Origin of the sequence: uncultured Salinibacterium sp. (genome assembly GCF_963974405.1) — a bacterium.
Taxonomy (GTDB): Bacteria; Actinomycetota; Actinomycetes; order Actinomycetales; family Microbacteriaceae; genus Rhodoglobus.
The window spans coordinates 939,871-962,476 of the sequence record NZ_CAXBBH010000001.1; the positions used below are offsets into that span (position 1 = coordinate 939,871).

The window sequence follows — 22,606 nt, forward strand, 5'->3', positions numbered from 1 at the left end:
CTCCCCGGGTTTTTTTATGCCCGAATCAACTGGAAGAAGTACACATGACTACGACACCGCTCATCCTCGGCCACCGGGGCGCTATGGCTTACGCTCCGGAAAACACTCTCGAGGCGTTCAAACTCTGTGCTGACCAGGGTGCGGATGGCATGGAAATCGATATTCACACGACTCGAGACGGAGTGATTGTCGCCATTCATGACGACACGGTTGATCGCACCTCTAACGGGACAGGGCGAGTCTGCGATCTGGACTTCGCTGAATTGCGCCAACTCGACTTCGGAAGCGGACTACCCGGTGACTTTGCCGGAGCGCACATTCCCACCCTCGAAGAGATTCTCGACCTCGTTGCTCGCCGCGATCTTGTGCTCAACATTGAAGTAAAAGACATTTATGGTCACGATGACGCATACGGGGAGCTTGCCCGTCGCGCCGCGGACGAAGTATTGCGCCGCGATCTCGCTGAGCTCGTGTTCTTCTCTTCGTTCAATCACACGTCTATGGCACAACTTAAGCAGAGCCACACCGCCGTGCGCACGGGTCTGCTACACATGATGCCGCTTCATGAAATTGGAAACTATGCGGCGACAACGAATGCGGATGCCATTCATCCGGCCCAACCCGCAGCGACCCCAGAAACAATGCGGCAAGCCCGCGAAGCGAATCTCACGGTCAACGCGTGGACGCTACCGGCTCCTTTCTCGTCGCTGAGTGAAGTCGAGCAGATTGACGAACTCCTTGCTGTTGGTGTTGATTCGATCATCACCAACACCCCCGATATCGCAGTCGCACGCCGATCAGCGATCTCGGCTGGTCCGCGCGAATGACGCTGATTATTGCTCGACGGGGCGCCGCCGATGTGGCTCCAGCGAACTCTCTCGCGGCGATTGAACAAGGGATCGAACGCGGCGCTGATGGAGTCGAAGTTGAAGTCAGGCTATCCCGCGATGCGGAACTCGTTGTTATTCGTGAGGCGCGTATGCCCTTTGTCGGTCCGGTACCAGTTCCGGTTGAGGACCTGACTCTTGCGGAATTGAAAACCATTGATATCGGTGCTGAGCAGCAGGGCTTTCGTGGAACGCGTATCTCCACCATGGCAGAGATCGTCGATCTCCTTGCGGGATCAGAGGCCCGGCTGGTCATTGATGTCAAGGAGGATCCGCTGCACAGCGAAGGTGCCACCCCAACCGCTATCGCCGTTGCTGAACTCGTGCGTGCCTGCCAGCTTCACGAACGAGCGACCATCACATCCACCAATCATTCATCCATGGCTGCTTTGGCTATCGCGCATCCACAGTTGCAGATTGGACTGCGCCACCTGGTCGCGGTGGAAGCAGCAGCAGAGTACGCGGTGAAACACGGCGCCCGGTCACTGCATCCGATTGGAGTTGGAGCTGCAACCGCCGACGTCAGTGCCGCGGGAGAACAGAACGTTGCCATTATCGCTTCGACACTTGTCGCCGAGTTCTGGCCAATTTCTGAAGAGGAACAACTCAACCAACTCTTCGCTCTTGGCGTGGATGCCGTCGTTACCGATTCCTCCGGGTTGGCACTCGCTCAACGGAAGGCTCACGCATGACGATCCCGAACGCGTCCCGCATCATCGCTCACCGCGGAGCGAGCGCTTATGCCCCCGAAAATACGCTCGCCGCATTTGAACTCGCGGTCGACATGGGCGCCACCAAGATTGAGCTGGATGTCGATGTCACTCGTGATGGCCACTTGGTTGTTATGCATGACCCCCGAGTGGATCGCACCACCGATGGCGTGGGCTGGGTGCGCGATTTCACACTCGCCGAGCTGCGTGCGCTCAAGTGCGATCGCGGTTTCGAGGGCCAGTTTGCGCGGGACGTCACATATGCCCCGACGCTCGCTGAAGTGCTCGCTTTCGCTCGCGAGCGAAATGTCTGGGTGAACATCGAAACTAAAGACTTCACGAGTTCCTTTAGCGCCGTCAATGATCGTGTCGCTGAAGAAGTCGTCGCCCACGATTGGGTCGATGCGACCCTGATTTCTTCGATCAATCACCGTGCGATGGCGGGATTCGTGCGCTCGTACCCGCAGTTCGCCACTGCGATTGCGTTCATCGAGACTTTCGCCGACCTACCGGGCTATGCCCGTCGGTGCGGCGCGACTGTGCTGCATCCGCACTTTTCTCTCATCGATGAGCGCTTCGTTGCAGAAGCGCGTGAGCACGGTCTCGGCATCAATGTGTGGACCGTTGACGACGACGCAACCGCGGACCGCATCCTCGACTTTGACGTCGATGCCATTATGACGAACCGACCCGATGTCGGGGTCGTCGACCACCTCACATCCCACAGCACGGAGGCACACGAATGAGTCAGATTGAATTGCGCAACGTTAGCAAGTCTTACGGAGACAAAGAGATTATCCCGAACCTCGACCTCACGATCGAAGCGGGGAGTTTCTCCGTGTTGGTGGGGCCGTCGGGCTGCGGCAAGTCGACGACGCTCCGCATGATTGCCGGTCTTGAAAAGCAGACCACGGGCACGATCTCGATTGGTGGGCAGGCGGTCGATGACGTAGCTCCCGGGAGACGTGGCGTTGCCATGGTGTTTCAGAACTATGCGATCTACCCGACGATGACCGTTGAGGAGAACATTGAATTCGGGCTGCGTAACAACAAAGTTCCCAAGCTGGAACGCAGGGAACTTGTGCATGAGATCGCTGAAACGGTCGGGCTCACGGCGCACCTGCGCAAGAACCCCGATGCACTTTCTGGCGGTGAGCGGCAACGGGTCGCCCTCGCCCGCGCAATGGTCAAGAAACCAGCAGTCTTTCTGATGGATGAACCGCTCTCCAACCTCGACGCGAAGCTTCGCCAGCACATGCGTATCGAACTCATCGAACTTCATGAACGACTCGGTGCCACCTTCGTCTACGTCACTCACGATCAGATCGAAGCGATGAGTATGGGGACGTCGATTGTGCTCATGGACTCGGGCCGCATCCAGCAGCAGGCTGTACCGACCGAACTATACGCGAAGCCTCACAACGTGTTCACGAGCCGCTTCATCGGCACCCCGCCGATGAACGTGCTGCCCGTAGACTCCTTCGGTGGGGATGTCGCGGCGGATGCCCCGGACGAAGCCCACTGGCTCGGCGTGCGCCCCGAGCGAATTACCTTTGCCGACACGAGCCGTCCCGCCGTTCCGGGCGAAATTGAGCTCCCGGTCACCATCCTCGCGCTCGAGAATCTGGGAGCGGAGCTCGTCTATCGCGTCGCGCTCCCGAACGGTTCTCGCATCGCTATCAAACGCTTTGACGAAATCCCTCGACCGCTCGGTGACGCTCTCGTGCGCGTCGAAACCAACGACATCCACTGGTTTGATGCCCACGAGGAGCGCATCGCTGAGCCAGCACTTCTTGGGTCAGGTCGCGAGGTTGTCTCCGCATGAAAAGCACACTTTTGAGAGATCGGCGGTTTTTGCCGTACGCGCTCATCGCGCCGGCTCTCGTAATCCTCGCCGTCTTCTACCTGTACCCCATCGGATACAACGCCGTGTTGAGCGTATTTTCGTGGGATCTCCGTGGTCCGATGAAATTTGTCGGTCTGGGCAACTTTGTGGAGCTCTTCAGCGACCCCAACTTAGGCAAGGTCATCCAGAACACGCTCGTGTATATGGGGATGGAGGTTTCACTCGTCATGATTTTTGGCCTTATCTTGGCGATTTTCTTGAACCGCCAAGGGTGGCTGAGCGAGTTCTTGCAGGGCGTCAGCTTTGCGCCCAATGTGATCGCACTCGTGTCGGTCTCGCTCATCTTTGTGTGGCTCATGGATACCGATATCGGTCTGTTCAATCAGATTCTTGGGGCCCTCGGGCTAGAACCTGTTGGGTGGCTCTCCGACACGCAAGTGGCCCTGTTCTCGTTGGTGCTCGTCTCGGTGTGGAAGTCGGTGGGCTTGAACGCGCTCATCATACTTTCGGCACTGCAGTCGATTCCGCGTTTCTTGTTTGAAGCGGCTGACCTCGACAATGCCTCAGCCTGGACACGGTTTCGCAGAATCACGATTCCGATGATCTCGCCGACACTGTTCTTTCTTGTTCTCGTCAACGTGATTGGTTCGTTCCAAGCCTTCGACACAATCAACGTGATGACCCAGGGCGGACCTCAAAGCTCAACGAACACGCTCATCTTCAGCGTCTATCGCCAGGGCTTCGAGTACTACCGCGTCGGCTATGCCGCAGCTATTGCTGTCGTGCTGATGGTCCTCGTTGGGCTCATCACCGTTCTCTACTTCCGCGCCTTCCAGAAAAGAGTGCACTACCGATGACAACGACGATTGCTCCTCCCATGCCGCCAACGGCATCCGGGTCCTCCCACGGCATCGCTTCGTCCCCGCAGCCTCCTGCTTCACCTCCGAAGGTAGCCCCCAGGGTTGGTGCGATGCTCTGGAAAGTTGTGCGGATCATCGCCCGCGTTGTCGTGTCGATCCTGATTGTGTTGGTTTTTGCGGGCCCGTTTTACTGGATGGTGCTCACGGCATTTCAAACGGCATCCGAAGCGCTCTCGATCCCTCCACAGTTCTGGGTCGATGCCCTGCGTTGGGACAACTTCGTCGAAGCGTTCGATCGAGTGAACTTCGGCCACTTCGCGCTCAATTCAGCAATCGTGACGGGGGGCACGTTGCTTGGCCAATTCGTGATCATCGTTCCGGCCGCGTATGCGTTCGCTCGGTTCCGCTTCCCGGGGCGCGATGTGCTCTTTGGTGTTGTGCTCGCAACGATGATGATCCCGGGCCAGCTCATCTTTCTTCCGGTTTTCGCGATGTACGCCAAGATGGGGTTGCTCAACACTCACCTCTCCCTGATCCTCCCGTTCGTCGCGAGCGGCTTCGGCATCTTCCTTCTGCGGCAGACCTTTATGCGGGTACCAGACAGTCTTCTCGAAGCGGCACGCCTCGATCATGCGAGCGAGTTCACAATCATCCGTCGCATCATGCTGCCGCTCGCTAAACCGACGATCGTCACCATCGGTCTCATCACGTTCATTGGCACTTGGAATAACTACTTTTTTCCGCTGGTGTGGACCACAACGGATGCCGTCCGGACCCTACCTGTGGCTGTGCCACGCCTTGAAGCGCTCGACGAGATCGCGCCGACCGTCGTGATGGCAGGAAACATGCTGCTCGTCGTTCCTATCCTCATCGTCTTCCTGCTTGCGCGCCGCCACATCATCTCTGCGTTCACCTATACCGGCGTCAAATGATGCTCCCCACTTTTCCCTTCCGTTCGACCGCACTACGCAGCAACACAACCCCCTCAAAGAAAGGCACCACCATGTTCTCCACCCGTACTTCGCGAGGTCGGGCACGCGCCGGCGTACTCGCTTCAATAGCCCTGGGTTCGGTTTTACTCACGGGTTGCACCGCAGCCAATGCGGATGCCGGAACCTACACCTACGAGCCCGGCGAAGAGACCGTCGAGCTCGAGTTCTGGACCGCAGCGGTTGAAGACGTCAACCAAGAACTCGTTGACATGTTCAACGAGAGTCGTGGTGAGGAGCTCAACATTCACGTCACCGCCAACTACCAGGGCGATTACGTGGAAACCGAGCAAAAGGTCAATGCGGCAGCACTGGCCGACACACTCCCGAACATGTTTGTGGATGAGGTCGGCATGACTGACCGTTTCGCTCGCGCCACCACGACGCTCAACCTGGAGCCCTACATGGCCGCCGCAGAAATGGATGATGCAGACTTCCAAATGGGGGAGACCGACAACCTTTATGTTGATGGTGAGATGTATGCCTTCCCTCACATGCGCAGTGTTCCCGTGATGTACGTGAACCAAGACATGATGCGTGAGCTCGGACTCAAAGAGACCGGACCCGAGACGTTCGACGAGTTCGAGGAATACCTTGAGGCGGCTCATGACTACGTGGGTGCCCCCGCGATGATTTTCTGCGACTACGACTTCTGGGTTATGGAAGCGCTCTTCTACTCTTACGGAGGAACCGCGGTCTTGAACGACGATGAAACGGCATCGCTGTATGACACTGACGGCGCTATCAAGACGGTCGAGTGGATCGCAAACCTCGAAGATCGCGACCTCATCAAGGTCACCGGCGCGGCAGACGTGAGCGCGTTCTTCGCGGCAGCCGGTAGCGCTGACACGGCCTTCACCTTCTTGAGCTCGGGCGGCATCCAGTCGATCCTCGGCCTTGCTGCCGGTAACGGAGTGGATGTTGGAGTCTCCTTGATTCCCGCTGGCCAGAACGGCCAGCGTGGCGTCTCGGTTGGAGGGTCGAACATCTACCTCGCTAACACCGGAACTGACCAAGAGAAGGCTGCAGCATTCGAGTTCATGAAGTGGACGAGCGACACCGAGCAGGCTGCGTATTCTTCCTCGCGCACCGGCTACCTTCCTGTTCGTCTCTCCGCACTCGAAACTGATCTCATCAAGGACCTCATGGACACCACGCCCGGCTACGCGGTTGCTGCCGAGCAGATCACTTACGGCAAGCCCCGCCCGATGACGAAGGCCTACAGCGAGCTCGAAGACCTCATGACGGAGCGCATCCACGCGATCTACTTCGACGACCTCGATGTCTCAGAAGCGATGCCGGCACTCGCCGAAGAAGTGAACGAAGTGCTGAACCGCTAGACCTATCGGCGGATGCAACGTGGAGTCACACAGTTGCATTCGCGGATGATTGCGGCGGCTGTGAGCAGACTTTCTGTTCACAGCCGCCGCGTGCTTGGAGAAATTGTGGCACGGAGAGACATTCGCCGCGATGAGGATTGAGTAGCCTACTTGCCCCTAGCGAGTTCAGCCCGACGCTTTTGTTCCGCCGCCCGCTCAAGCCGCTCGATTCGGAGCACATCAACAAGTAGCAGCGCGATAGGGACGACGGATGCGATGCCCAACCACTCTTGGGTGCCACCAGTGGTGACATAGATCACATTGAAGATTACTGCCCAGACGAGCCCGCCAACGAGCCACAGCAACCTCCACCACGGTGTCGTCAATTGACGGATACGCGTTGCGGCGATCGAAGGTTTCGTGGCCCGAGCTGGCTCCTTGGGCGTTGCTGCGGGGGCTGAATCGTCCATGGCCCAACTCTACGTTCTCTTGGTGTGCGCTGAGAGAAGTTGCACTGTTTCATGGCAATGAGGTCTTTCGGCGACTCCAGTTTCTAAGCTGTCAGCGGCGTTATCCCGCCACTACTGGACAGAAAGGGAAACAATGGCACACGACCAGTACACCTTCATCGATCCAACCACTCGCTTCGCTAAAGTTGAACCGCCGAAGCAGCACCAGCCCGAACCAGGACTCGATTCCAAGCTCAACCCTCTCGCTGATCTCGGCGAAGACAGCTACCGCGGCACAGGTCGGCTCACCGGCCGAAAGGCTCTCATCACGGGGGCAGACTCGGGCATCGGGGCGGCGGTCGCGATAGCTTTCGCTCGTGAAGGGGCGGATGTTGCGCTCTCCTATCTGCCGAGTGAACAGAGCGATGCCGAACGCATTGCAGGGCTTGTTCGTGACGCTGGGCAAGAAGCACACCTCCTGCCGGGCGACATTTCGACAGCGGAGGCGAGCCGCACGCTCGTGTCGGACGCAGTAGAAAAACTGGGCGGTCTCGATACGCTCGTCAATAACGCGGGTAAGCAGGTGTTTTGCGAGAAGCTCGAAGATCTTTCGGATGACGCTTTCGATCAGACGATGAAAACAAATGTCTATGCCATGTTTTGGATTACGAAGGCGGCGCTCGAGCACCTTCCCGCAGGGTCCAGCATCATCAATACGACCTCGGTGCAGGCATACAAGCCATCCCCGGTGCTTGTGGACTACGCGACGACGAAGGCGGCAATCAACACCTTCACTAAGGCGACGGCCGCTCAACTGGCCGAGCGTGGCATCCGGGTCAACGCCGTAGCTCCCGGCCCGGTCTGGACTGCGCTGCAAGTTACTGACGGTCAGCCTCAAGAGAAGATCACGAGCTTCGGCCACGACACTCCGCTTGGTCGAGCAGGTCAGCCAGCGGAGATGGCCCCCGCTTACGTATTCCTTGCCTCATCTGAATCTAGCTATGTCGTGGGTGAGACACTCAACGCGAATGGTGGTATCCCCACGCCGTAGCCCAAACTGACAGCCGATTCACCGAAGACCTCTGGTTTCTCGAAACCTACCCGTAACACCCATGCGCCACGTTTAACGCCCCCGAAACATAACTGTGAGTCCGACGAAACGCTAAGACGGGATGCTTTGTCGTGCGGGTCGGTGGGAGTGGAATAACCCGACACTTACCGAAATCCGCCACAGCGACACGTGCGCACCTGGTGCACAAAGCGAAAGAGGTTGAGATGGATACAGTGGTTTGGGTACTCATTAGCACTGCACTCGTGCTGCTTATGACCCCCGGTTTGGCTTTCTTTTACGGTGGACTCGTCAAAGAGAAGTCAGTAGTCAGCATGATGATGATGAGCTTCGGAGCGCTCGGCCTTGTCGCCGTTCTCTGGATCCTCATCGGTGCGAACATGAGCTCGATCGATGGTTCGATTTGGTCGTTCTCAGGTAACCCGTTCAGCAACTTTGGTCAGGAAGGCGTCGCAGGCGTTGACCTCTTGAGCGTTGCGTTCGGCGGAACCTTCGCGATCATCACTACCGCACTGATCTCGGGTGCGATCGCAGATCGCGCACGCTTCGGACCGTGGATGATCTACACCGGTGTGTGGGCAACGCTGGTCTACTTCCCTGTCGCTGCTTGGGTATGGGGCGGAGGCTGGATCCAGAACCTCGGAGACTCCCTCGGCGGACTCCCTGCAGTGATTGACTTCGCTGGTGGTACCGCAGTTCACATCAACGCTGGTGCCGCTGCTCTTGGTCTTGCTCTGGTTCTCGGAAAGCGCGTCGGCTTCAACAAGGACATCACCCAGCCTCACAACGTTCCTCTCGTTCTTATCGGTGCAGCACTGCTGTGGTTCGGTTGGTTCGGGTTCAACGCTGGTGCCGCTGGTACGCCTGATGAGGCTGGACTGATCGTGTTCAACACGCTCGCCGCTCCCGCTGCCGCAATTCTTGGTTGGATCGTAGTTGAGAAGCTCCGCACCGGAAAGGCGACTGCAGTGGGCGCCGTTTCGGGTGTTGTGGCTGGCCTCGTTGCTATCACCCCGGCGTGTGCAAACCTCACGCCAGGGTGGGCATTGCTGCTCGGACTGATCGCCGGTGCTGTATGTGCTCTCGCAATCGAGCTCAAGTTCAACCTTGGTTTCGATGACTCGCTCGACGTTGTGGGACTCCACCTCGTTGCGGGAATCATCGGAACGCTTTACCTCGGCTTGTTCGCAACTGACACCGGACTTTTCGTCGGTGGAGATGCCGGACAGCTGGTTGTTCAAACCATCAGCGTTCTCGCTGTAGCAATCTTCTCCTTCGCGGCCTCCTGGCTCATTGGTACCGCGATTCAGAAGACCATCGGATTCCGCGTTACTTCGGAAGAAGAAATCGCAGGTATCGACCTCGCCGTCCACGGCGAGTCGGGCTACGCAATGTCGTCGCGGGGAACCGTGCCGGCTGAGTAGAGCCTCAACCTCGGGAGGGGCACGACTGTTATCGCAGTCGTGCCCCTCTTTTGGCGTTAACAGCGAAGGCGACCTGTGGATGATGCCCGCAGGGCAGCAACGTTCTTGAAAGGTGCGGGTGGGCAACGTGCCGACAGCGTTAGGGCTGGAGCCGCATCCGATCCCATTGGCCAGACTCAGCACGCACGAACCTCACGCGATCGTGCAAACGCGAGCTGCGACCCTGCCAGAACTCGATGGTGTGGGGAGCGACGACAAAGCCACCCCAGTCGTCTGGGCGGGGCACATCTCCGCCCTCGAACTTGGCCTCTAGCTCCGCTACGCGTTGCTCCAACAGCGCACGGGATGCGATGGGTTGCGATTGTTCGCTGGCATGCGCCGCGATTTGGCTCCCTCGCGGTCGCGTGGCGAAGTAGGCGTCGGAGAGGGCTTCAGCTACCGGGAGAGCCCTGCCTTGCACGAGCACTTGGCGGTGGATCGAATACCAGGGGAACACGAGCGCGGCGGCAGGGTTGGCGAGCAGAGCGCGACCCTTGATGGAACTGTAGTTGGTGAAGAACTCGAAGCCGGCGTCATCGATGGCGCGCAAAAGCACCGTGCGTGAGCTGGGGGAGTTGTCTGTGCTGACCGTGGAGAGCACCATGGCATTGGGCTCATAGACGCTCGAGTCGCTTGCGTTCGACAACCAGAGACGAAACTGTTCGAGAGGGTCGTCGAGCACATCCGAGTCGTTGAGCGGTAGTTGTCCGTAATCGGTGTGTTGGCTCAAGGGGTCGGACACGCTGCATCCTTTCGACCGCACACGGCAGTCTGCTTTCAGTCTTCGTCTTCGATGAGGGAGGTGTTCTTGTCGGGAATGCCGTCTTCGTTCATGTCCCGCTTGCGGGCGAGACGTGAGTCCCAGCGCAAGCTGATCGCGGCGAGAATCGCGGCGAGCGCGGTGCCGATGAGGATGGCGAGCTTTGCGCCGGTGGTGTGCTCGCTGTCGGGGAACGAGAGTTCAGAGATCAGCAGCGACACCGTGAATCCGATGCCGGTGAGGAAACCGATGGGCAGCAGGTCTCGAAGACCGATGGAGTCTGCGAGCCGGAACTTGGTGACCTTGGTGACGAGCGCGGTCGTGCCGAGCACACCAATGATCTTTCCGAGGACGAGACCGACAATGATTGCGGCAACAACCGGTTGAACCAGTACGTCGCTGACGCGTTCTTCGCCGCCGAGCGAAACCCCTGCCGCGAAGAACGCGAACACGGGCAAAGCGATTCCGGATGACGTGGGGCGAACAGCGTCGTCGAAGACGTGGGTGCGGGTCTCTTTCTCTCCGTGCACGAGTTTGGCGGGCACGGTGAAGCCGAGAACTACGCCGGCGATGGTCGCGTGAACGCCGGAGTCGTGCATGAATGCCCAGGCGACGAGAGCGAGGGGTACCAGCAGCCACCAACGCGGCTTACGTGAGCGGACGACGAGGCCGAAGAGAACGATGGCAACGAGCGAGAACAGGAGCGAGAGCAAGTCGATGCTCTCGGTGTAAAAGAGGGCGATGATGATGATCGCGAGCAGGTCATCCACAACAGCCATCGTGAGGAGGAAGGTGCGGAGCGCTCGCGGAAGGCCCCGGCCGAAGATAGCGAGTACCGCAAGAGCGAACGCAATATCGGTGGCGGTGGGGATCGCCCAACCTCCGAGCGCGGTTGAGTCGCCGGAGACGAGAATGATCAGCGTGAAGAGAAGCGCGGGAAAGAGCATCCCGCCGATGGCGGCAAACACGGGCACGGCTGCTTCGCGGGGCTTTCGCAGGCTGCCAGCCACGAGCTCTTGTTTGAGCTCCACGCCCACAACGAAGAAGAAGATCGCGAGCAGGCCATCAGCGGCCCACGTCGCGAGGGAGAGATTCAGATGGAGTGATTCGGGCCCGACCGTGGTTTCGGCCAGCGCGGCGTAGCCGTCACGCCACGGGGAGTTGGCCCAAATCAGGGCGATCGCTGCGGCAACCATCAGCAGGATTCCGCTTGTGGTCTCCATGGTTACCCACCGGCGTACTCGCTTGCGGGGGCTCAGCTTTTTAGCGGATGTGGTCACAAAATTCCAGACGTTGAGGTTCGTCAGCGGGGTCGCCGACACTATCGCCGACCAGACTTCCCGGCACTCCAGACTCAATTCTACCGGTCGTGTGCCTCCACGGGTGCACCACGCTCTGACAGGGGACTGATGCATCCTGACTGTCGCCTCAACCCTCTATGGGAGTTGCCTCACAATCGCCGCTGAGGCTTGCCGACAGCTGCTCACTAAGGAATCGTGGGGGTTTCATTTCGCTGAACCTGGAAGGACGAACATATGCTCACCCTCACCGAAACAGCCACTACCGTCGTCAAGACGATTGTCGAACAAGACCCCAACACCGATGCCGCCGGTCTTCGCATTAACGGCGAGCCTGGTGCCCCTAACCTCACGGTTGCGGTCGTCGCGGCTCCCGAGGCGGGTGACTCCGTCGTTGAAGCTGACGGCGCTCGCGTCTTCCTCGAAGAGAACGCTTCCGTTGCCCTCAGCGACAAGGTGCTCGATGCAAACGTTGGCGAGAACGGCGCAGTGAACTTCGCCGTTATCGATCAGGCCTAGCCAACCCAAAACGTTAGAGGCTGCGGCAGTATCGTCTCCGCTCCTCGCTAGTAACGGGCGAGAGCGTCAGCATCTCGAGCATGAGTAACCGACCGGCGGATAGCGTCTAACGCTTCCACCGGATCTGTCTCGGCTTCAGCGATCATTAGCTGGCGCTCCGCCTCCGCTAGTCGGGTTCGAGCGCGTGCACTCGTGCCGCCCTGCCCAATAAGTTCTCGAACGACCGAGATCTGACTCCGTGCCGCCACCAAGGTTCCTTGGTAGGCGGCACGTGCGTGTTCGAACCGCTGTTGTTGGTTGCGCGCGGTCGCGAGAGCATTATCGAGTTCCGCTGCAGCCTCGTTTACGAGGTTGAGCTGGGCGAACGGGTCTTGGAGAGTCCCGGATGCTGGGGCGGTGCTCTCGAGAACCTGCTCGTTGGCGGCTATTGCGGTCAGAATTCGCGCACCGCTCTGTGGGTCGGGGGCAGAATCTGCCCTGCTACGAGCTTCTGCGATGTCGTCGACAATTGACGCGCGCCGTCGAAGCACCGCATTCTCCGCGTCGCTAAGACGAGCGAGAGCCTCGTCGATGCTCGACAGCGCGCGCTGGGCTTGATGCAGCGAGGTGGCTGCGGTGTGGAGGGTGTCGGTGACAGCGTTAACTCCGGTGGGGCTGATGCTCGCGGCGGCAGCATCCAGAGCATTCTCGGTGTCCGCGAGCGTCGTTTGAGCCTGGGCCAGGTCCCTCTGCGGGGCGGACAAGACTTCACCTGAATATCGAGCGCTCGCGGCCTTGAGGCCTTCTTCAGTGGACGTCAGCTGCTCGCGAATACCGAGAGCCAGCAACCGCAACTGCCGCTCGGTCGTTGCAGCAGCGACTTCGTTTGTGCGGCGCTCGCTGAAGTCATTATCGAATTGCTCAAGAGCCGAGAGCGCTTTCTCGCAGAGAGCTGTTATCTGCAGAGTGAGGCTGCGGCGACGCTGGTCGGCGGTTGCTGGCGCGTCGTCTCGTTGTTGGCCAAGCCGAAAGGCTTCCGTCAATTTTCCGCGGGCATCGGAAACTGCGGTCGCGAAGTCGCGTGCAGCGTCCGCCCCAAACTGCGCAATGGCAAAGCCGAGCTCTAGATCGGCTTCTCGTACTCGGTCGTCCAGAGCGATCAGAAGGCCTGCAGCACGTGACTCCAATTGTGATTGCGCCGCAGTGCCGCGGATACCTCGGTCTCCGCCGCGACGAAACAAGATCACGAAGGCAACCACTCCCACTGCCAGCACCAGCACGACAACCGTGCCGACGGCGATAGCGCTTCCGCGCAAAACTTCGGCGGTGTCTGTTGCGAGGAGAAGAGGTAGCCCGAGGGGGAACATGCACCGTATTCTACGGCCGCCTGCCTCATGAACTGGGGGTGTAGCTGGACCGTGAGTCTTGCGAAACTCGTGCAGGTTGCAGGGTTTCTTGCGGTAATGAGCTTAAGGTGGCGGTGTGTGGCGTGCAGATAGAGTTTCGGATGATTTCTCGGTTGACCCAGATTCGGTCGACCCAGACGTTGACGACTCCGAAAACGAGCACGCTCACGCCCATATTCAAGTAACAGCGCCTCACACGCTGAGTTTTGGTGAGCCGAACATTATGGCCGGAAACGTAGCAGAGCCCACGTGGACGCTATGGCGTTCGCAGCTGTCTGAATTAGGTGGGCAATCGCCGCTCATCCATTTTGTTGATTCGCCCCGCACCCGAGTGGATCTGTCAACCACACATCCGGGTGGACTTGCCCAGTTCATCACAGGCAAGCGCACGTTGCTGTCGAGCTTGATCCGCGATGATGTCGCTTTGCGTTCAGCGAAGACAGCGGCGGGTGCCGTTGCGGCCAAGGGTCTGGAATTGGCCACCGCCCGCGGCATCGATTCCGTTCACCTCGGCATCGGTATCGCGCGCTGGACTCACGATGATGCGGAATACTGCGGACCTGTCCTACTTCGCCCGCTTGCTATTCGCCGCCACGGTCGAGACTTCGAACTCAAACTTCGAGGAACAGCGTTCCTCAACCCTGCTCTGGCTCGTGCTCTCGATGAACAGTTCCAGCTACGGCTCGATGCCGAGTCGTTCGTTGCGCTCACTGACGCCGATGGCACCTTCAAGCCCAACCCCGTTATCGACCGCCTTCGTGGCCTCACTTCACACCTTGAGGCTTTCGCTGTCAGCCCACGGCTGGTCGTCTCGTCGTTCGATGATGTCGCGCACAGCTTGGCCGCTGACGCCACGGATCTGCAACATCCGATCCTCGATGCGCTCGCAGGCAACACTGCCGCCGCGTGGACCATCAAGGAGGGTTACTCTCCTGTACCGGCGCTTTCGGCAGATGAGCGCTCGCCGCAGACAGACAACCTTCTTCTCGATGCGGATGCTGAGCAAGAGAATGTGATTGCTCAGATCGAGGCGGGAAACTCGCTCGTCGTTCGCACGCTGCCGGGAACCGGTGGCACGCAAACCATTGTGAACGCGGTCGGAGCATTGGTTGCTCAAAACAAACGTGTTCTCGTGGTGAGCCCACGACGCGCCTCGTTGCAGTCCATCGCTGATCGCTTTGCCGACATTGGGCTTCCGGGTCTTGCTGTCGCACCGCGCACGCTGCGCCGAGACATCATCCGTTCTATTTCTCGCAGTGAGAAAGCTAGTCGTCCGCAAATCGAAGATGTGGATGATGCGCTGCTTCGTTTGCGCAAGATCATGCTCGACTACCGCGGTTCTATGTCGGTCGCTGACGGGGTGCTTGGGGTCTCGGTTCTCGATTGCGTATCGGAGCTGAGCCGTCTCGCTTTGCTCCCGACTCCGCCATCCACGACGGCACGGTTGTCTCGCGAAGCAGTTGAGAAGCTTGCGAAAGACCGCAGCGCAGCGACGGGCGTGATTATTGCTGCGGCGAAGCTCGGCGAGTTCAAGTACGGCCCGGGTGATTCGCCCTGGTACGGCGCCCAGTTCGCCAATGGTGGTGAGGCTCTTAAAGCCCATCAGGTTGCTCAACGAGTCAATGGCCAGCTTTCTGAACTGTTGGATGTCGCGAACCGTCTCGTCTCAAACACGCGCATGCGGCCTTTCCAGAGCATCGACGAGCTCGGTGTCTATCTACGACTGCTCGTGGATCTTCGCGAAACGCTCGACCGCTTTGTGCCAACGGTGTTCGATCGCGCCATCACGGAGCTTATTGCGGCAACGGCTCCGCGCCGCGACTTCCCCGAGATGACGAGTGCGAACCGTCGTCGTCTCAAGAAGCTCGCGCTGGAGTACGTGCGGCCCGGTGTGCGCGTTCCCGACATGCATGCGGCTCTCCAGCGCATCCAGAAGCAGCGAGTGCTGTGGCACCGCTTCGTCGCCGAAGGGGCGAGCCCGGCTGTTCCTGTCGGCATTGGTGAGGTTCAGCGGTCGTACCAGCAGGTCTCTGAAGATCTTGCTTCTCTCGACATTCCCTTGGGTATTGCTGATTCGCACGTCAATCTCTCGGCGCTTCCGATTCCGTTCTTGATCGAGAAAGTTGCCTCGCTGGCTGCCGAGTCTGATGTGCTCAACAATCTTCAGGAACGCACCGCGCTCATGGGTAGTTTGCGCGATCTCAAGCTCAATCCGCTCATTGAGGATCTTGCCGAGCGTCATGTTCCCGAAGATCAGGTCGCGGCCGAGCTTGAGCTTTCGTGGTGGAAGTCAGCCTTGGATTCGATGCTCGAAATGGATCGTGCTCTCCTCAACGCCAACACCTCGGTTGTTGATCGACTCGAAGCAGATTTCCGCCTCGTCGATGAAGCGCATGCCTCCGCGAACGCCAAACAGCTGTCGTGGCAGATTTCTGAAAACTGGAAGATCGGTCTTGTCGATTGGCCCGATGAGGCGAGTGCCCTCAAGCGGGCACTCGCGAAGGATCGCCTCACGTCATTCGACGTGCAAACCTCGGCACCGCACCTCTCGCGCACCATCGCGCCCGTGTGGCTTGCCTCTCCGTACGAGATCGATTCCGTTGTCGACACCATGCCTTTCGACACCGTAGTTCTCGTGGATTCGGGCGCTGTGACGGTTGCTGAAGCGGCTGGAGCGATCCGTCGCTCGAAGCAAGTTGTTGTTATTGGTGACCCCGTGATCCAGTCACCGACGCCGTTCGAGACTGCTGTTCGCGATGCGACGGGAGACCTGCCGCAACCCGTTGATGACGAGACTCGTGAAGCGCTGGTGGCTGACTCTGCCTTCGCGAGGCTCAGCGCCCTGCTGCCGACTCTCACCCTCACGCGCAGCTACCGCCCCGGTGGCGAAGAGCTCGCAGAACTCGTGAATCGCCGTTTCTACGACGGCCAAATCGAGTCCCTGCCCTGGGCGGGAAGCTTCCTCGGTCACGGCAGCCTCGCCGTCAGCTACGTCGCCGACGGTGTTGGCATGCCCGACCCAGATTCAGGCGCTGTCGAGAGCCCCGACGCCGAAGTGTCTCGAGTCGTCGAGCTTGTTCTCGACCACGCCACGAAGCGACCACAAGAGTCGCTCATGGTCATTACGGCAAGCCCGGTGCATTCCGTGCGCGTCATGCAGGCGGTTTTGGATGCTGTCAGCCGTCGTCGTCCCGAACTGCTCGATGTCATTATCGGCGATCGTGCTGAGCCGTTCGCGGTCACCACGATTGATCAAGCTGTGGCCCAAAGCCGCGACAGGGTTATTTTCTCCATTGGATACGGCCGCACACCGCACGGTCGCGTGCTCTCCGACTTCGGTTCACTGGGTGAGCCCGGGGGAGAGCGCTTGCTCGCCGTCGCGATGACGCGAGCGCGTCGTTCGCTTGAGATCGTCACGTCGTTCCGTTCAGAAGATCTTGATGACGGTCGTATGAAGCACGGTGCTGTTGCTCTGGCTGAGGTACTCGACGAAGTGGATGCCCGCTACGCCGAAGTTCCCGTGCCCGATGACAGCGACCCCATGCTTGTGGACTTGGCGCAGCGCCTCGAGAAGCGCGGTCTGCGAGTTGCTCTTGGTCACCGCGGCAAGCTCGGGCTCGTTGCCTCTCGAGGTGGTCGCTGCGGAACGATCGAGACCGATGCGATGGTCCACGAGTCGAGTCTGCGTGAATCACTTCGCTTGCGGCCCGAGCTTCTGCGTCGTCTGGGGTGGCACTACTTGCGAGTGCACGCTTTCGAGCTTTTTAGCGACCCCGATCAGGTGGCCGACAAGGTGGCCCGGATGCTCGGAGCAGAGCCTGCTCCCACAACCGAGCCCATCACGATCATCCCCGCTAAGCGCCCGGAGCAGTAATGGCTCAGCGCGCAGACGGCGGCGGTTCTGCCGATGCTGAGCCGCGGCAGAAACGTTCGAAGCGGCGTCGCGTGACGACTGCGGCACCGACAGGCTCCGACCCGCATCCACAGGCTGAGCCAGAGCGGCACAGCAATAACGAAAACGACGAGCGGCTCAAGGGCGACAAGCCTCCGCATTGGGGCTAAGCGCGTTGGCCGCTCGTCCGAGAGTTGCTGGAGAGTTATTCTCCGCAGGTCGCTAGCCGTTTTGCTTGGCGAGAAGGTCGCGAATCTGCACAAGCAACTCGGCTTCAGTCGGACCGGCTTCGGGCTCGACGACCACGGGCTTGCGGGCATCCGCGCGCTTCTTGGCGTAGTTCATGGGGGCAACGATGGCGAAGTAGACCACGACAGCAACAAGCAAGAACTGGATTAGTGCGGCGAGTACAGCGCCGAAGTAGAGCACGGCTTCGCCGCCGCTTGTCGTGGGAATCGTCAGCGGAAGCGCGGTAGCGAGCGTTTCGGCGTTGAAGAGCGCACCGATGAGCGGGTTGAAAATGGCAGAAACAATGCTCGTTACGACGGCGCTGAACGCTGTGCCAATAACAACGGCAACAGCAAGATCGATGACATTGCCGCGCAAAATGAAGGTCTTGAACCCGCTTAACATTGGTGCTCCTTGAGTTGGGGGTAGGTCAACTATGACGCTTACGCGGCCGATGGTGAAGAGGATGATGCGGAAGAGCTCGACGAGCCTGAACCCGACGACGAGCCTGAACCCGACGAGGCGCCTGAACCCGACGAGGACGAGCCTGATGATGCCGAATCACTCGAGCCTGAGCCGGTCGCCTTGGTTGGCGACTTCGAGCTCGATGATCCAGAGCTCGAATCAGTCGAACTCGTGGTGGAGCGGGAGTCGTTCCGATAGAAGCCGGAGCCGTTAAACGTCACACCGACTGCAGAGAAAATCTTGCGCAATTTGCCTTGGCACGCTGGGCACACGGTGAGTGAGTCATCGGTGAACGACTGCTGAATGTCGAAAGCGTTGTCGCATTCGACGCAGCGGTAGGAGTAGGTAGGCACGAGATCCTTAGTTGTGCTCGGTGATGGTGACAATTCCCGAAGGGGTAACAATGCCATCCACTGGTTGGTCATGAATTTCTGTGGGCACTTCATCCACAAATTCGTTGTCGAAGATCACGGCATAGACAGGAGGTTTGGTCTCCATGGAGCCAAGAGTCTTGTCGAAGTAGCCACGACCCCACCCCATACGCATTCCGGTACGATCCACCGATGCGGCAGGAACAATAATCAGGTCAACGTCGTTGATGGCAATCGGGCCAAGCACCTCGCTCGTCGGCGCTGGCATGCCAATGAGGTCTTTATCTTCTTCTTCGCCATCGTAGGGTGCCCAGTCGAGCAGTCCATCTGCTCGCGAGATGGGAAGCAACACAGTGATCTCGTTCTCGCAGGCCCACCGCAAATATCCGCGAGTTTCTGGTTCGTCGGTAGTGGAAAGATATGCCGCTACCGAAGTGGAACCGAGGCGCCGTGTGAGTTCGATGAGGTTCGCGGTGACACCGGCATCATATTCTTCCCGCTCTTTGGCGGTGCAGATGCGGCGGCGTTCGCGTAATTCGGCCCGGAGTGCACGTTTATCGTGACTGACGTCGTCGGTCATATAGGCATTCTACGAGACTGTCCCAGTACGCTGTACCTATGGCATCGAAGATTACTAAAGCGGTTATTCCTGCTGCAGGTCTGGGCACCCGATTTTTGCCGGCGACAAAGGCAATGCCGAAAGAGATGTTGCCGGTGGTTGATAAGCCTGCCATCCAATACGTTGTGGAAGAGGCGGTAGACGCTGGACTCACTGATGTGCTGATGATCACGGGGCGAAACAAGAACGCTCTCGAGAATCACTTCGACCGCATGACAGAGCTTGAGGCCACCCTCGAGCTCAAAGGTGACACCGACCGTTTGCAGAAGGTCGAGTACTCCAACGACCTCGCAGACATGCACTACGTGCGCCAGGGTGACCCCCGCGGTCTCGGCCACGCGGTGCTTCGCGCCAAAATGCACGTGGGTGATCAGCCGTTCGCTGTATTGCTCGGTGACGACCTCATCGATGAGCGAGATGTGCTCTTGAGCCGGATGCTCGAAGAACAGATTTCGCGCAACTCCACCGTCATTGCTCTCATGGAAGTCGATCCCGCCCAGAGTCACATGTACGGAATCGCCACGGTTGAAGCAACCGATGACGACGATGTCGTGCGAATCACGGGTCTCGTCGAGAAGCCTCCACAGGGCACCGCTCCGTCGAACCTCGCCATCATCGGCCGTTACGTATTGCGCCCAGAAATCTTCGACATTCTTGAGCGCACTGATCCCGGCAAGGGCGGCGAGATCCAGCTCACGGATGCTCTACTTGAGATGGCTGAGAGCGACATCGCGGGTGGCGTCTATGGTGTCGTGTTCCGTGGCCGCCGCTATGACACCGGTGACCGTCTCGACTACATTAAGGCCATCGTGCAGCTTGCGGTTGAGCGTGATGACTTGGGTCCCGAACTGCGGCCGTGGCTACAGCAGTTCAGCGCAACGCTGGACTAGCGCGTGGCGTACGGCATTCCGACGCTCGGCGAAGGAAACATCACGATTCGCCCGATCAGGGTCCGGGACGCTCGAGCGCTAGAGAAAGAACTCCGGGATAATCGGGGGTGGCTGCGCAAGTGGGAAGCCACGAGTCCTGTAGGGCCTGCGTCATTTGACGTGAAGTCGAGCATCCGCGGGTTGTTGCAGCAGTCGCGAGCGGGCACGGGGCTGCCCTTTGTCATCGAATTCAACGGCGAAGTTGCGGGCCAACTCAATGTGTCATCGATAACGTACGGCTCGCTTGCCTCGGCATCGATCGGCTATTGGGTTTCTGAGCGATTTGCGGGCAAGAGCCTCACCCCCACTGCGGTTGCTTTGGCGACGGACTACTGCTTTTTTCAGCTCGGACTGCACCGCATGGAGATCTGTATCCGCCCAGAGAATCAGCCAAGCTTGCGCGTCGTGGAGAAACTCGGATTCCGCTACGAGCAACTTCGGCGACGCTTCATCCACATTGACGGAGACTGGCGCGATCACTTTTGTTTCGCGCTGACAGTCGAAGAGATACCGCAGGGTGTTCTCCGTCGCTGGCAGTCGGGGCAGGCGCCTGAGCATGATGCCCACATTCCGGCCGAAGACCGACTCACGGCGTCTCGACCCTTAGGCTTTCCGCACCGCTAGGTCATCGACTGCTCCGTAGCGTGCTGATCTAGGCTGACTCCTCGGCGCATACTCTCAGCAAGTTTTGAGATCACTGCCGCGTGCCGAGGGTGTGTCGCGGACGGATGCTCGTACCGTATAGCCATGGAACTTACCAGCATCGGCGGCGGCGTCATGATCGCGCTCGCTGCGGCGCTGTGGTTGGTGTATTTGATCCCCAACTGGTTCAAGAATCGCGAATATTTGGCGACCGAACGCAACGCCGTTCGACTGCAGCAGACGATTCGGGTTCTTGCCCAAACGTCAGAAGTTCCGGATGAGGTTCGTGCTGAGGCCGTAGCGCGGCAGGCCGCCGAACTCGCGAAGGCGCAAGTGAATCTTGGACCGGTCGCTGTAGGCCGTGCCGTCATTCCGCCCACTCGGGAAGAGATGCTCGCCCTCTCTGCTCGTCGGCTCCGCCGCACGCGCGCCTTTACGGGCGTCGTACTGCTAGCCAGCATCGTGGTTGTCAGCGTGAACGTCGTCATGATCTTTACCGCCGGAGCAGCCCTCGCTTCGGGAACGTGGCTTGTGCTCTCCGCTGCCACCATGGCCGGAATCAGCGCCGGCGCGATGCTCTCGCGTCTTGCCGAGCGTTCGCGTGCGCGTCGTCAGGAGGCGGCGCCGACGGCACGCACAGCGGCACCACGCCGGCGCGTGGTGCTCTCCTCAGACGCTCCAGTCACTGACGTCACCTCAAAGGTCAGCTGGACGCCGGTGCCCGTTCCCCAACCGATGTATCTCACTCGCAGCAATGCGCCAGAAGCCGCAGTAGCTGCTGCCCGCCACGCCGGGCAGATCGACAGCGAGCTGCGGGCCGCGGCGGAATCCGCCGAACAGGCCCTGCGCGCAAACACCGCCGCAATGGCAGCGGTGACACGGGAAGCAGAGCTCGCGCGGGAAGCCGCACGGGCACCCGCTGCACCAGCAGAAGCGCCGGCCGCGGCATCCGCGCCCAGTCGCTTCGCCGGTATGGGAATCGTCAACGTCGATGGCAGCGCGCCTGACCTCGACGCGGCGCTCGCTCGTCGTCGTCGCGCGAGCTAGGTCGTATTCAGCCCGGGAGCTTCTTGCGCGTTGTGCTCAGGTCGCAGGCTTGCGCAGTGTCGGGCCGTTCCCGGTGGTGGATGCTCGGTGATATTGTTGTTTCTGCAGTACGGGCCCTTGGCGCAGTTGGTAGCGCGCCTCGTTCGCATCGAGGAGGTCAGGAGTTCAAATCTCCTAGGGTCCACCATAAGAGGCTTACTAGAATCACCGTCGTCATAGATGCCGGTGAGGATAGCGTCAGTAAGCCCACCAAGTTCTGATCCGAAGGGACCGCCGTTATTGGCGGTCCTTTCTTGTTGTGGACCCTCGTGTCGGGCTCGTTCGGCATTGGCATTTGCGGATGCCACAGCGAGCGGCTGACCTGCATTGAAGGCATTCCAACCGCGTTGTGCGGCAAGGAGCTCCCGCAAGGGTTCCTTGATTTCGTCACCGATGACATCGTCCTGGGCAATGTACAGGTTGCTGAATATCGCCTGGTTCAGTTCACGGCGCACTTCGTCGGTCGAGTTCACGTAGAGGTCGCGTGGATCGCGGAGCAGCTCGAGGAACGTCTCGATGTGCGTCTTGCCGACCTTTAGGTCCGAGGTTGTGACGGCGAGTTGCGCTTGAAGCGCCTCGCGATCGCGTGCAATATCTCGAAGCCGATGGCGGATACGTTCCTGAGGGAGTGAACTGTCCGCAGCCAGGTCGAGGAGGTTGTCCTCTTTTGCTTGCAGTGCCGTGAGACGACTCTCTAACTGGGTGCGGCGTAGATGTTCCGCATGTGCTTCGTCGCGAAGTGTCCGCTCAAGCATGTCGCGGACAGCTTGAATGAACTCAGCGCTGAGTTTGACCGACTTGTAATGTTCCTCGACTGCGG

General features: G+C 59.5%; 23 protein-coding genes and 1 tRNA gene. 17 read left to right on the forward strand and 7 right to left on the reverse strand.

The window, feature by feature from the left end; translation table 11 throughout:
* Positions 1–44: 44 nt before the first annotated feature.
* From AACZ26_RS04620 to AACZ26_RS04650, 7 genes are all read left to right on the forward strand, one after another.
* Positions 45–827 carry a glycerophosphodiester phosphodiesterase family protein gene (locus tag AACZ26_RS04620; protein ID WP_339619490.1) on the forward strand — a complete coding sequence of 261 codons (783 nt, stop codon included), beginning with the start codon at positions 45–47 and terminating at the stop codon, positions 825–827.
* A complete protein-coding gene (locus AACZ26_RS04625) occupies positions 824–1,579 on the forward strand; it encodes a glycerophosphodiester phosphodiesterase family protein (RefSeq protein ID WP_339619492.1) in 756 nt (251 codons plus the stop codon). Before AACZ26_RS04620 ends, AACZ26_RS04625 begins: the two co-directional genes overlap by 4 nt.
* Complete coding sequence (locus AACZ26_RS04630; RefSeq protein WP_339619494.1) at positions 1,576–2,343, forward strand: glycerophosphodiester phosphodiesterase family protein; 768 nt, start codon at positions 1,576–1,578, stop codon at positions 2,341–2,343. The genes AACZ26_RS04625 and AACZ26_RS04630 overlap by 4 nt, the downstream gene beginning before the upstream one ends.
* Complete coding sequence (locus AACZ26_RS04635) at positions 2,340–3,422, forward strand: ABC transporter ATP-binding protein (RefSeq protein WP_339619496.1); 1,083 nt, start codon at positions 2,340–2,342, stop codon at positions 3,420–3,422. The genes AACZ26_RS04630 and AACZ26_RS04635 overlap by 4 nt, the downstream gene beginning before the upstream one ends.
* Positions 3,419–4,300 carry a sugar ABC transporter permease gene (locus AACZ26_RS04640; protein ID WP_339619498.1) on the forward strand — a complete coding sequence of 294 codons (882 nt, stop codon included), beginning with the start codon at positions 3,419–3,421 and terminating at the stop codon, positions 4,298–4,300. Before AACZ26_RS04635 ends, AACZ26_RS04640 begins: the two co-directional genes overlap by 4 nt.
* Before the next feature lie 113 nt (positions 4,301–4,413).
* The gene (locus AACZ26_RS04645; RefSeq protein ID WP_339619500.1) at positions 4,414–5,235 is read left to right on the forward strand and encodes a carbohydrate ABC transporter permease; all 822 of its coding nucleotides are present in this window, start codon (positions 4,414–4,416) and stop codon (positions 5,233–5,235) included.
* Between the two features lie 71 nt (positions 5,236–5,306).
* The gene (locus AACZ26_RS04650) at positions 5,307–6,632 is read left to right on the forward strand and encodes an ABC transporter substrate-binding protein (protein WP_339619502.1); all 1,326 of its coding nucleotides are present in this window, start codon (positions 5,307–5,309) and stop codon (positions 6,630–6,632) included.
* A gap of 146 nt (positions 6,633–6,778) precedes the next feature.
* Here the strand turns inward: AACZ26_RS04650 and AACZ26_RS04655 are convergent, their stop codons facing one another.
* Positions 6,779–7,081: a hypothetical protein gene (locus tag AACZ26_RS04655; protein ID WP_339619503.1), complete on the reverse strand. Its 303-nt coding sequence runs from the start codon at positions 7,079–7,081 to the stop codon at positions 6,779–6,781.
* Between the two features lie 133 nt (positions 7,082–7,214).
* Between AACZ26_RS04655 and AACZ26_RS04660 the strand changes: the two genes are divergently transcribed.
* Both AACZ26_RS04660 and AACZ26_RS04665 read left to right on the forward strand, forming a co-directional pair.
* A complete protein-coding gene (locus AACZ26_RS04660; protein WP_339619504.1) occupies positions 7,215–8,111 on the forward strand; it encodes an SDR family oxidoreductase in 897 nt (298 codons plus the stop codon).
* A gap of 224 nt (positions 8,112–8,335) precedes the next feature.
* Positions 8,336–9,553: an ammonium transporter gene (locus AACZ26_RS04665; protein ID WP_339619505.1), complete on the forward strand. Its 1,218-nt coding sequence runs from the start codon at positions 8,336–8,338 to the stop codon at positions 9,551–9,553.
* Positions 9,554–9,692: 139 nt separating this feature from the next.
* Here the strand turns inward: AACZ26_RS04665 and pdxH are convergent, their stop codons facing one another.
* The gene (gene pdxH / locus AACZ26_RS04670) at positions 9,693–10,334 is read right to left on the reverse strand and encodes a pyridoxamine 5'-phosphate oxidase (protein WP_339619506.1); all 642 of its coding nucleotides are present in this window, start codon (positions 10,332–10,334) and stop codon (positions 9,693–9,695) included.
* Between the two features lie 35 nt (positions 10,335–10,369).
* Positions 10,370–11,674 carry a Na+/H+ antiporter NhaA gene (gene nhaA / locus AACZ26_RS04675; RefSeq protein WP_339619507.1) on the reverse strand — a complete coding sequence of 435 codons (1,305 nt, stop codon included), beginning with the start codon at positions 11,672–11,674 and terminating at the stop codon, positions 10,370–10,372.
* Positions 11,675–11,887: 213 nt separating this feature from the next.
* Between nhaA and AACZ26_RS04680 the strand changes: the two genes are divergently transcribed.
* Positions 11,888–12,169, forward strand: coding sequence for an iron-sulfur cluster assembly accessory protein (locus tag AACZ26_RS04680; protein ID WP_339619508.1), 282 nt, complete (start codon positions 11,888–11,890; stop codon positions 12,167–12,169).
* Between the two features lie 47 nt (positions 12,170–12,216).
* Here the strand turns inward: AACZ26_RS04680 and AACZ26_RS04685 are convergent, their stop codons facing one another.
* Positions 12,217–13,515, reverse strand: a complete 1,299-nt coding sequence (locus tag AACZ26_RS04685; RefSeq protein WP_339619509.1) for a hypothetical protein — start codon at positions 13,513–13,515, stop codon at positions 12,217–12,219.
* A 262-nt stretch (positions 13,516–13,777) separates the two neighbouring features.
* Here AACZ26_RS04685 and AACZ26_RS04690 point away from each other — a divergent pair, with 262 nt between their 5' ends.
* Both AACZ26_RS04690 and AACZ26_RS04695 read left to right on the forward strand, forming a co-directional pair.
* On the forward strand, positions 13,778–17,428 hold the full coding sequence (locus AACZ26_RS04690; protein ID WP_339620629.1) for an AAA family ATPase: 3,651 nt from the start codon (positions 13,778–13,780) through the stop codon (positions 17,426–17,428).
* Positions 17,428–17,616 (forward strand): hypothetical protein, encoded by a 189-nt coding sequence (locus tag AACZ26_RS04695; protein ID WP_339619510.1) that lies wholly within the window; start codon positions 17,428–17,430, stop codon positions 17,614–17,616. Before AACZ26_RS04690 ends, AACZ26_RS04695 begins: the two co-directional genes overlap by 1 nt.
* A gap of 52 nt (positions 17,617–17,668) precedes the next feature.
* Here the strand turns inward: AACZ26_RS04695 and mscL are convergent, their stop codons facing one another.
* Genes mscL through AACZ26_RS04710 form a run of 3 tightly spaced genes read right to left on the reverse strand, consistent with a single transcriptional unit; the run spans position 17,669 to position 19,090 of the window.
* Entirely contained in the window at positions 17,669–18,079 is a 411-nt protein-coding gene (gene mscL, locus AACZ26_RS04700; RefSeq protein WP_339619513.1) for a large conductance mechanosensitive channel protein MscL, read from the reverse strand.
* A 38-nt stretch (positions 18,080–18,117) separates the two neighbouring features.
* A complete protein-coding gene (locus AACZ26_RS04705; protein ID WP_339619516.1) occupies positions 18,118–18,492 on the reverse strand; it encodes an FmdB family zinc ribbon protein in 375 nt (124 codons plus the stop codon).
* A 7-nt stretch (positions 18,493–18,499) separates the two neighbouring features.
* Positions 18,500–19,090, reverse strand: a complete 591-nt coding sequence (locus AACZ26_RS04710; RefSeq protein ID WP_339619518.1) for a 5-formyltetrahydrofolate cyclo-ligase — start codon at positions 19,088–19,090, stop codon at positions 18,500–18,502.
* Positions 19,091–19,128: 38 nt separating this feature from the next.
* On the opposite strand from AACZ26_RS04710, the gene galU reads away from it, so the two are divergent.
* The 5 genes from galU to AACZ26_RS04735 all read left to right on the forward strand — a co-directional run bounded on the left by galU (position 19,129) and on the right by AACZ26_RS04735 (position 22,325).
* Positions 19,129–20,019 (forward strand): UTP--glucose-1-phosphate uridylyltransferase GalU, encoded by an 891-nt coding sequence (gene galU / locus AACZ26_RS04715; protein WP_339619520.1) that lies wholly within the window; start codon positions 19,129–19,131, stop codon positions 20,017–20,019.
* Positions 20,020–20,022: 3 nt separating this feature from the next.
* Positions 20,023–20,682: a GNAT family protein gene (locus AACZ26_RS04720; RefSeq protein ID WP_339619522.1), complete on the forward strand. Its 660-nt coding sequence runs from the start codon at positions 20,023–20,025 to the stop codon at positions 20,680–20,682.
* A 123-nt stretch (positions 20,683–20,805) separates the two neighbouring features.
* Positions 20,806–21,747 (forward strand): hypothetical protein, encoded by a 942-nt coding sequence (locus AACZ26_RS04725; RefSeq protein ID WP_339619523.1) that lies wholly within the window; start codon positions 20,806–20,808, stop codon positions 21,745–21,747.
* A 111-nt stretch (positions 21,748–21,858) separates the two neighbouring features.
* Positions 21,859–21,934: transfer RNA gene (locus AACZ26_RS04730), tRNA-Ala, on the forward strand.
* Between the two features lie 121 nt (positions 21,935–22,055).
* Positions 22,056–22,325 (forward strand): hypothetical protein, encoded by a 270-nt coding sequence (locus tag AACZ26_RS04735; RefSeq protein WP_339619524.1) that lies wholly within the window; start codon positions 22,056–22,058, stop codon positions 22,323–22,325.
* The last annotated feature ends 281 nt before the right edge of the window (positions 22,326–22,606 follow it).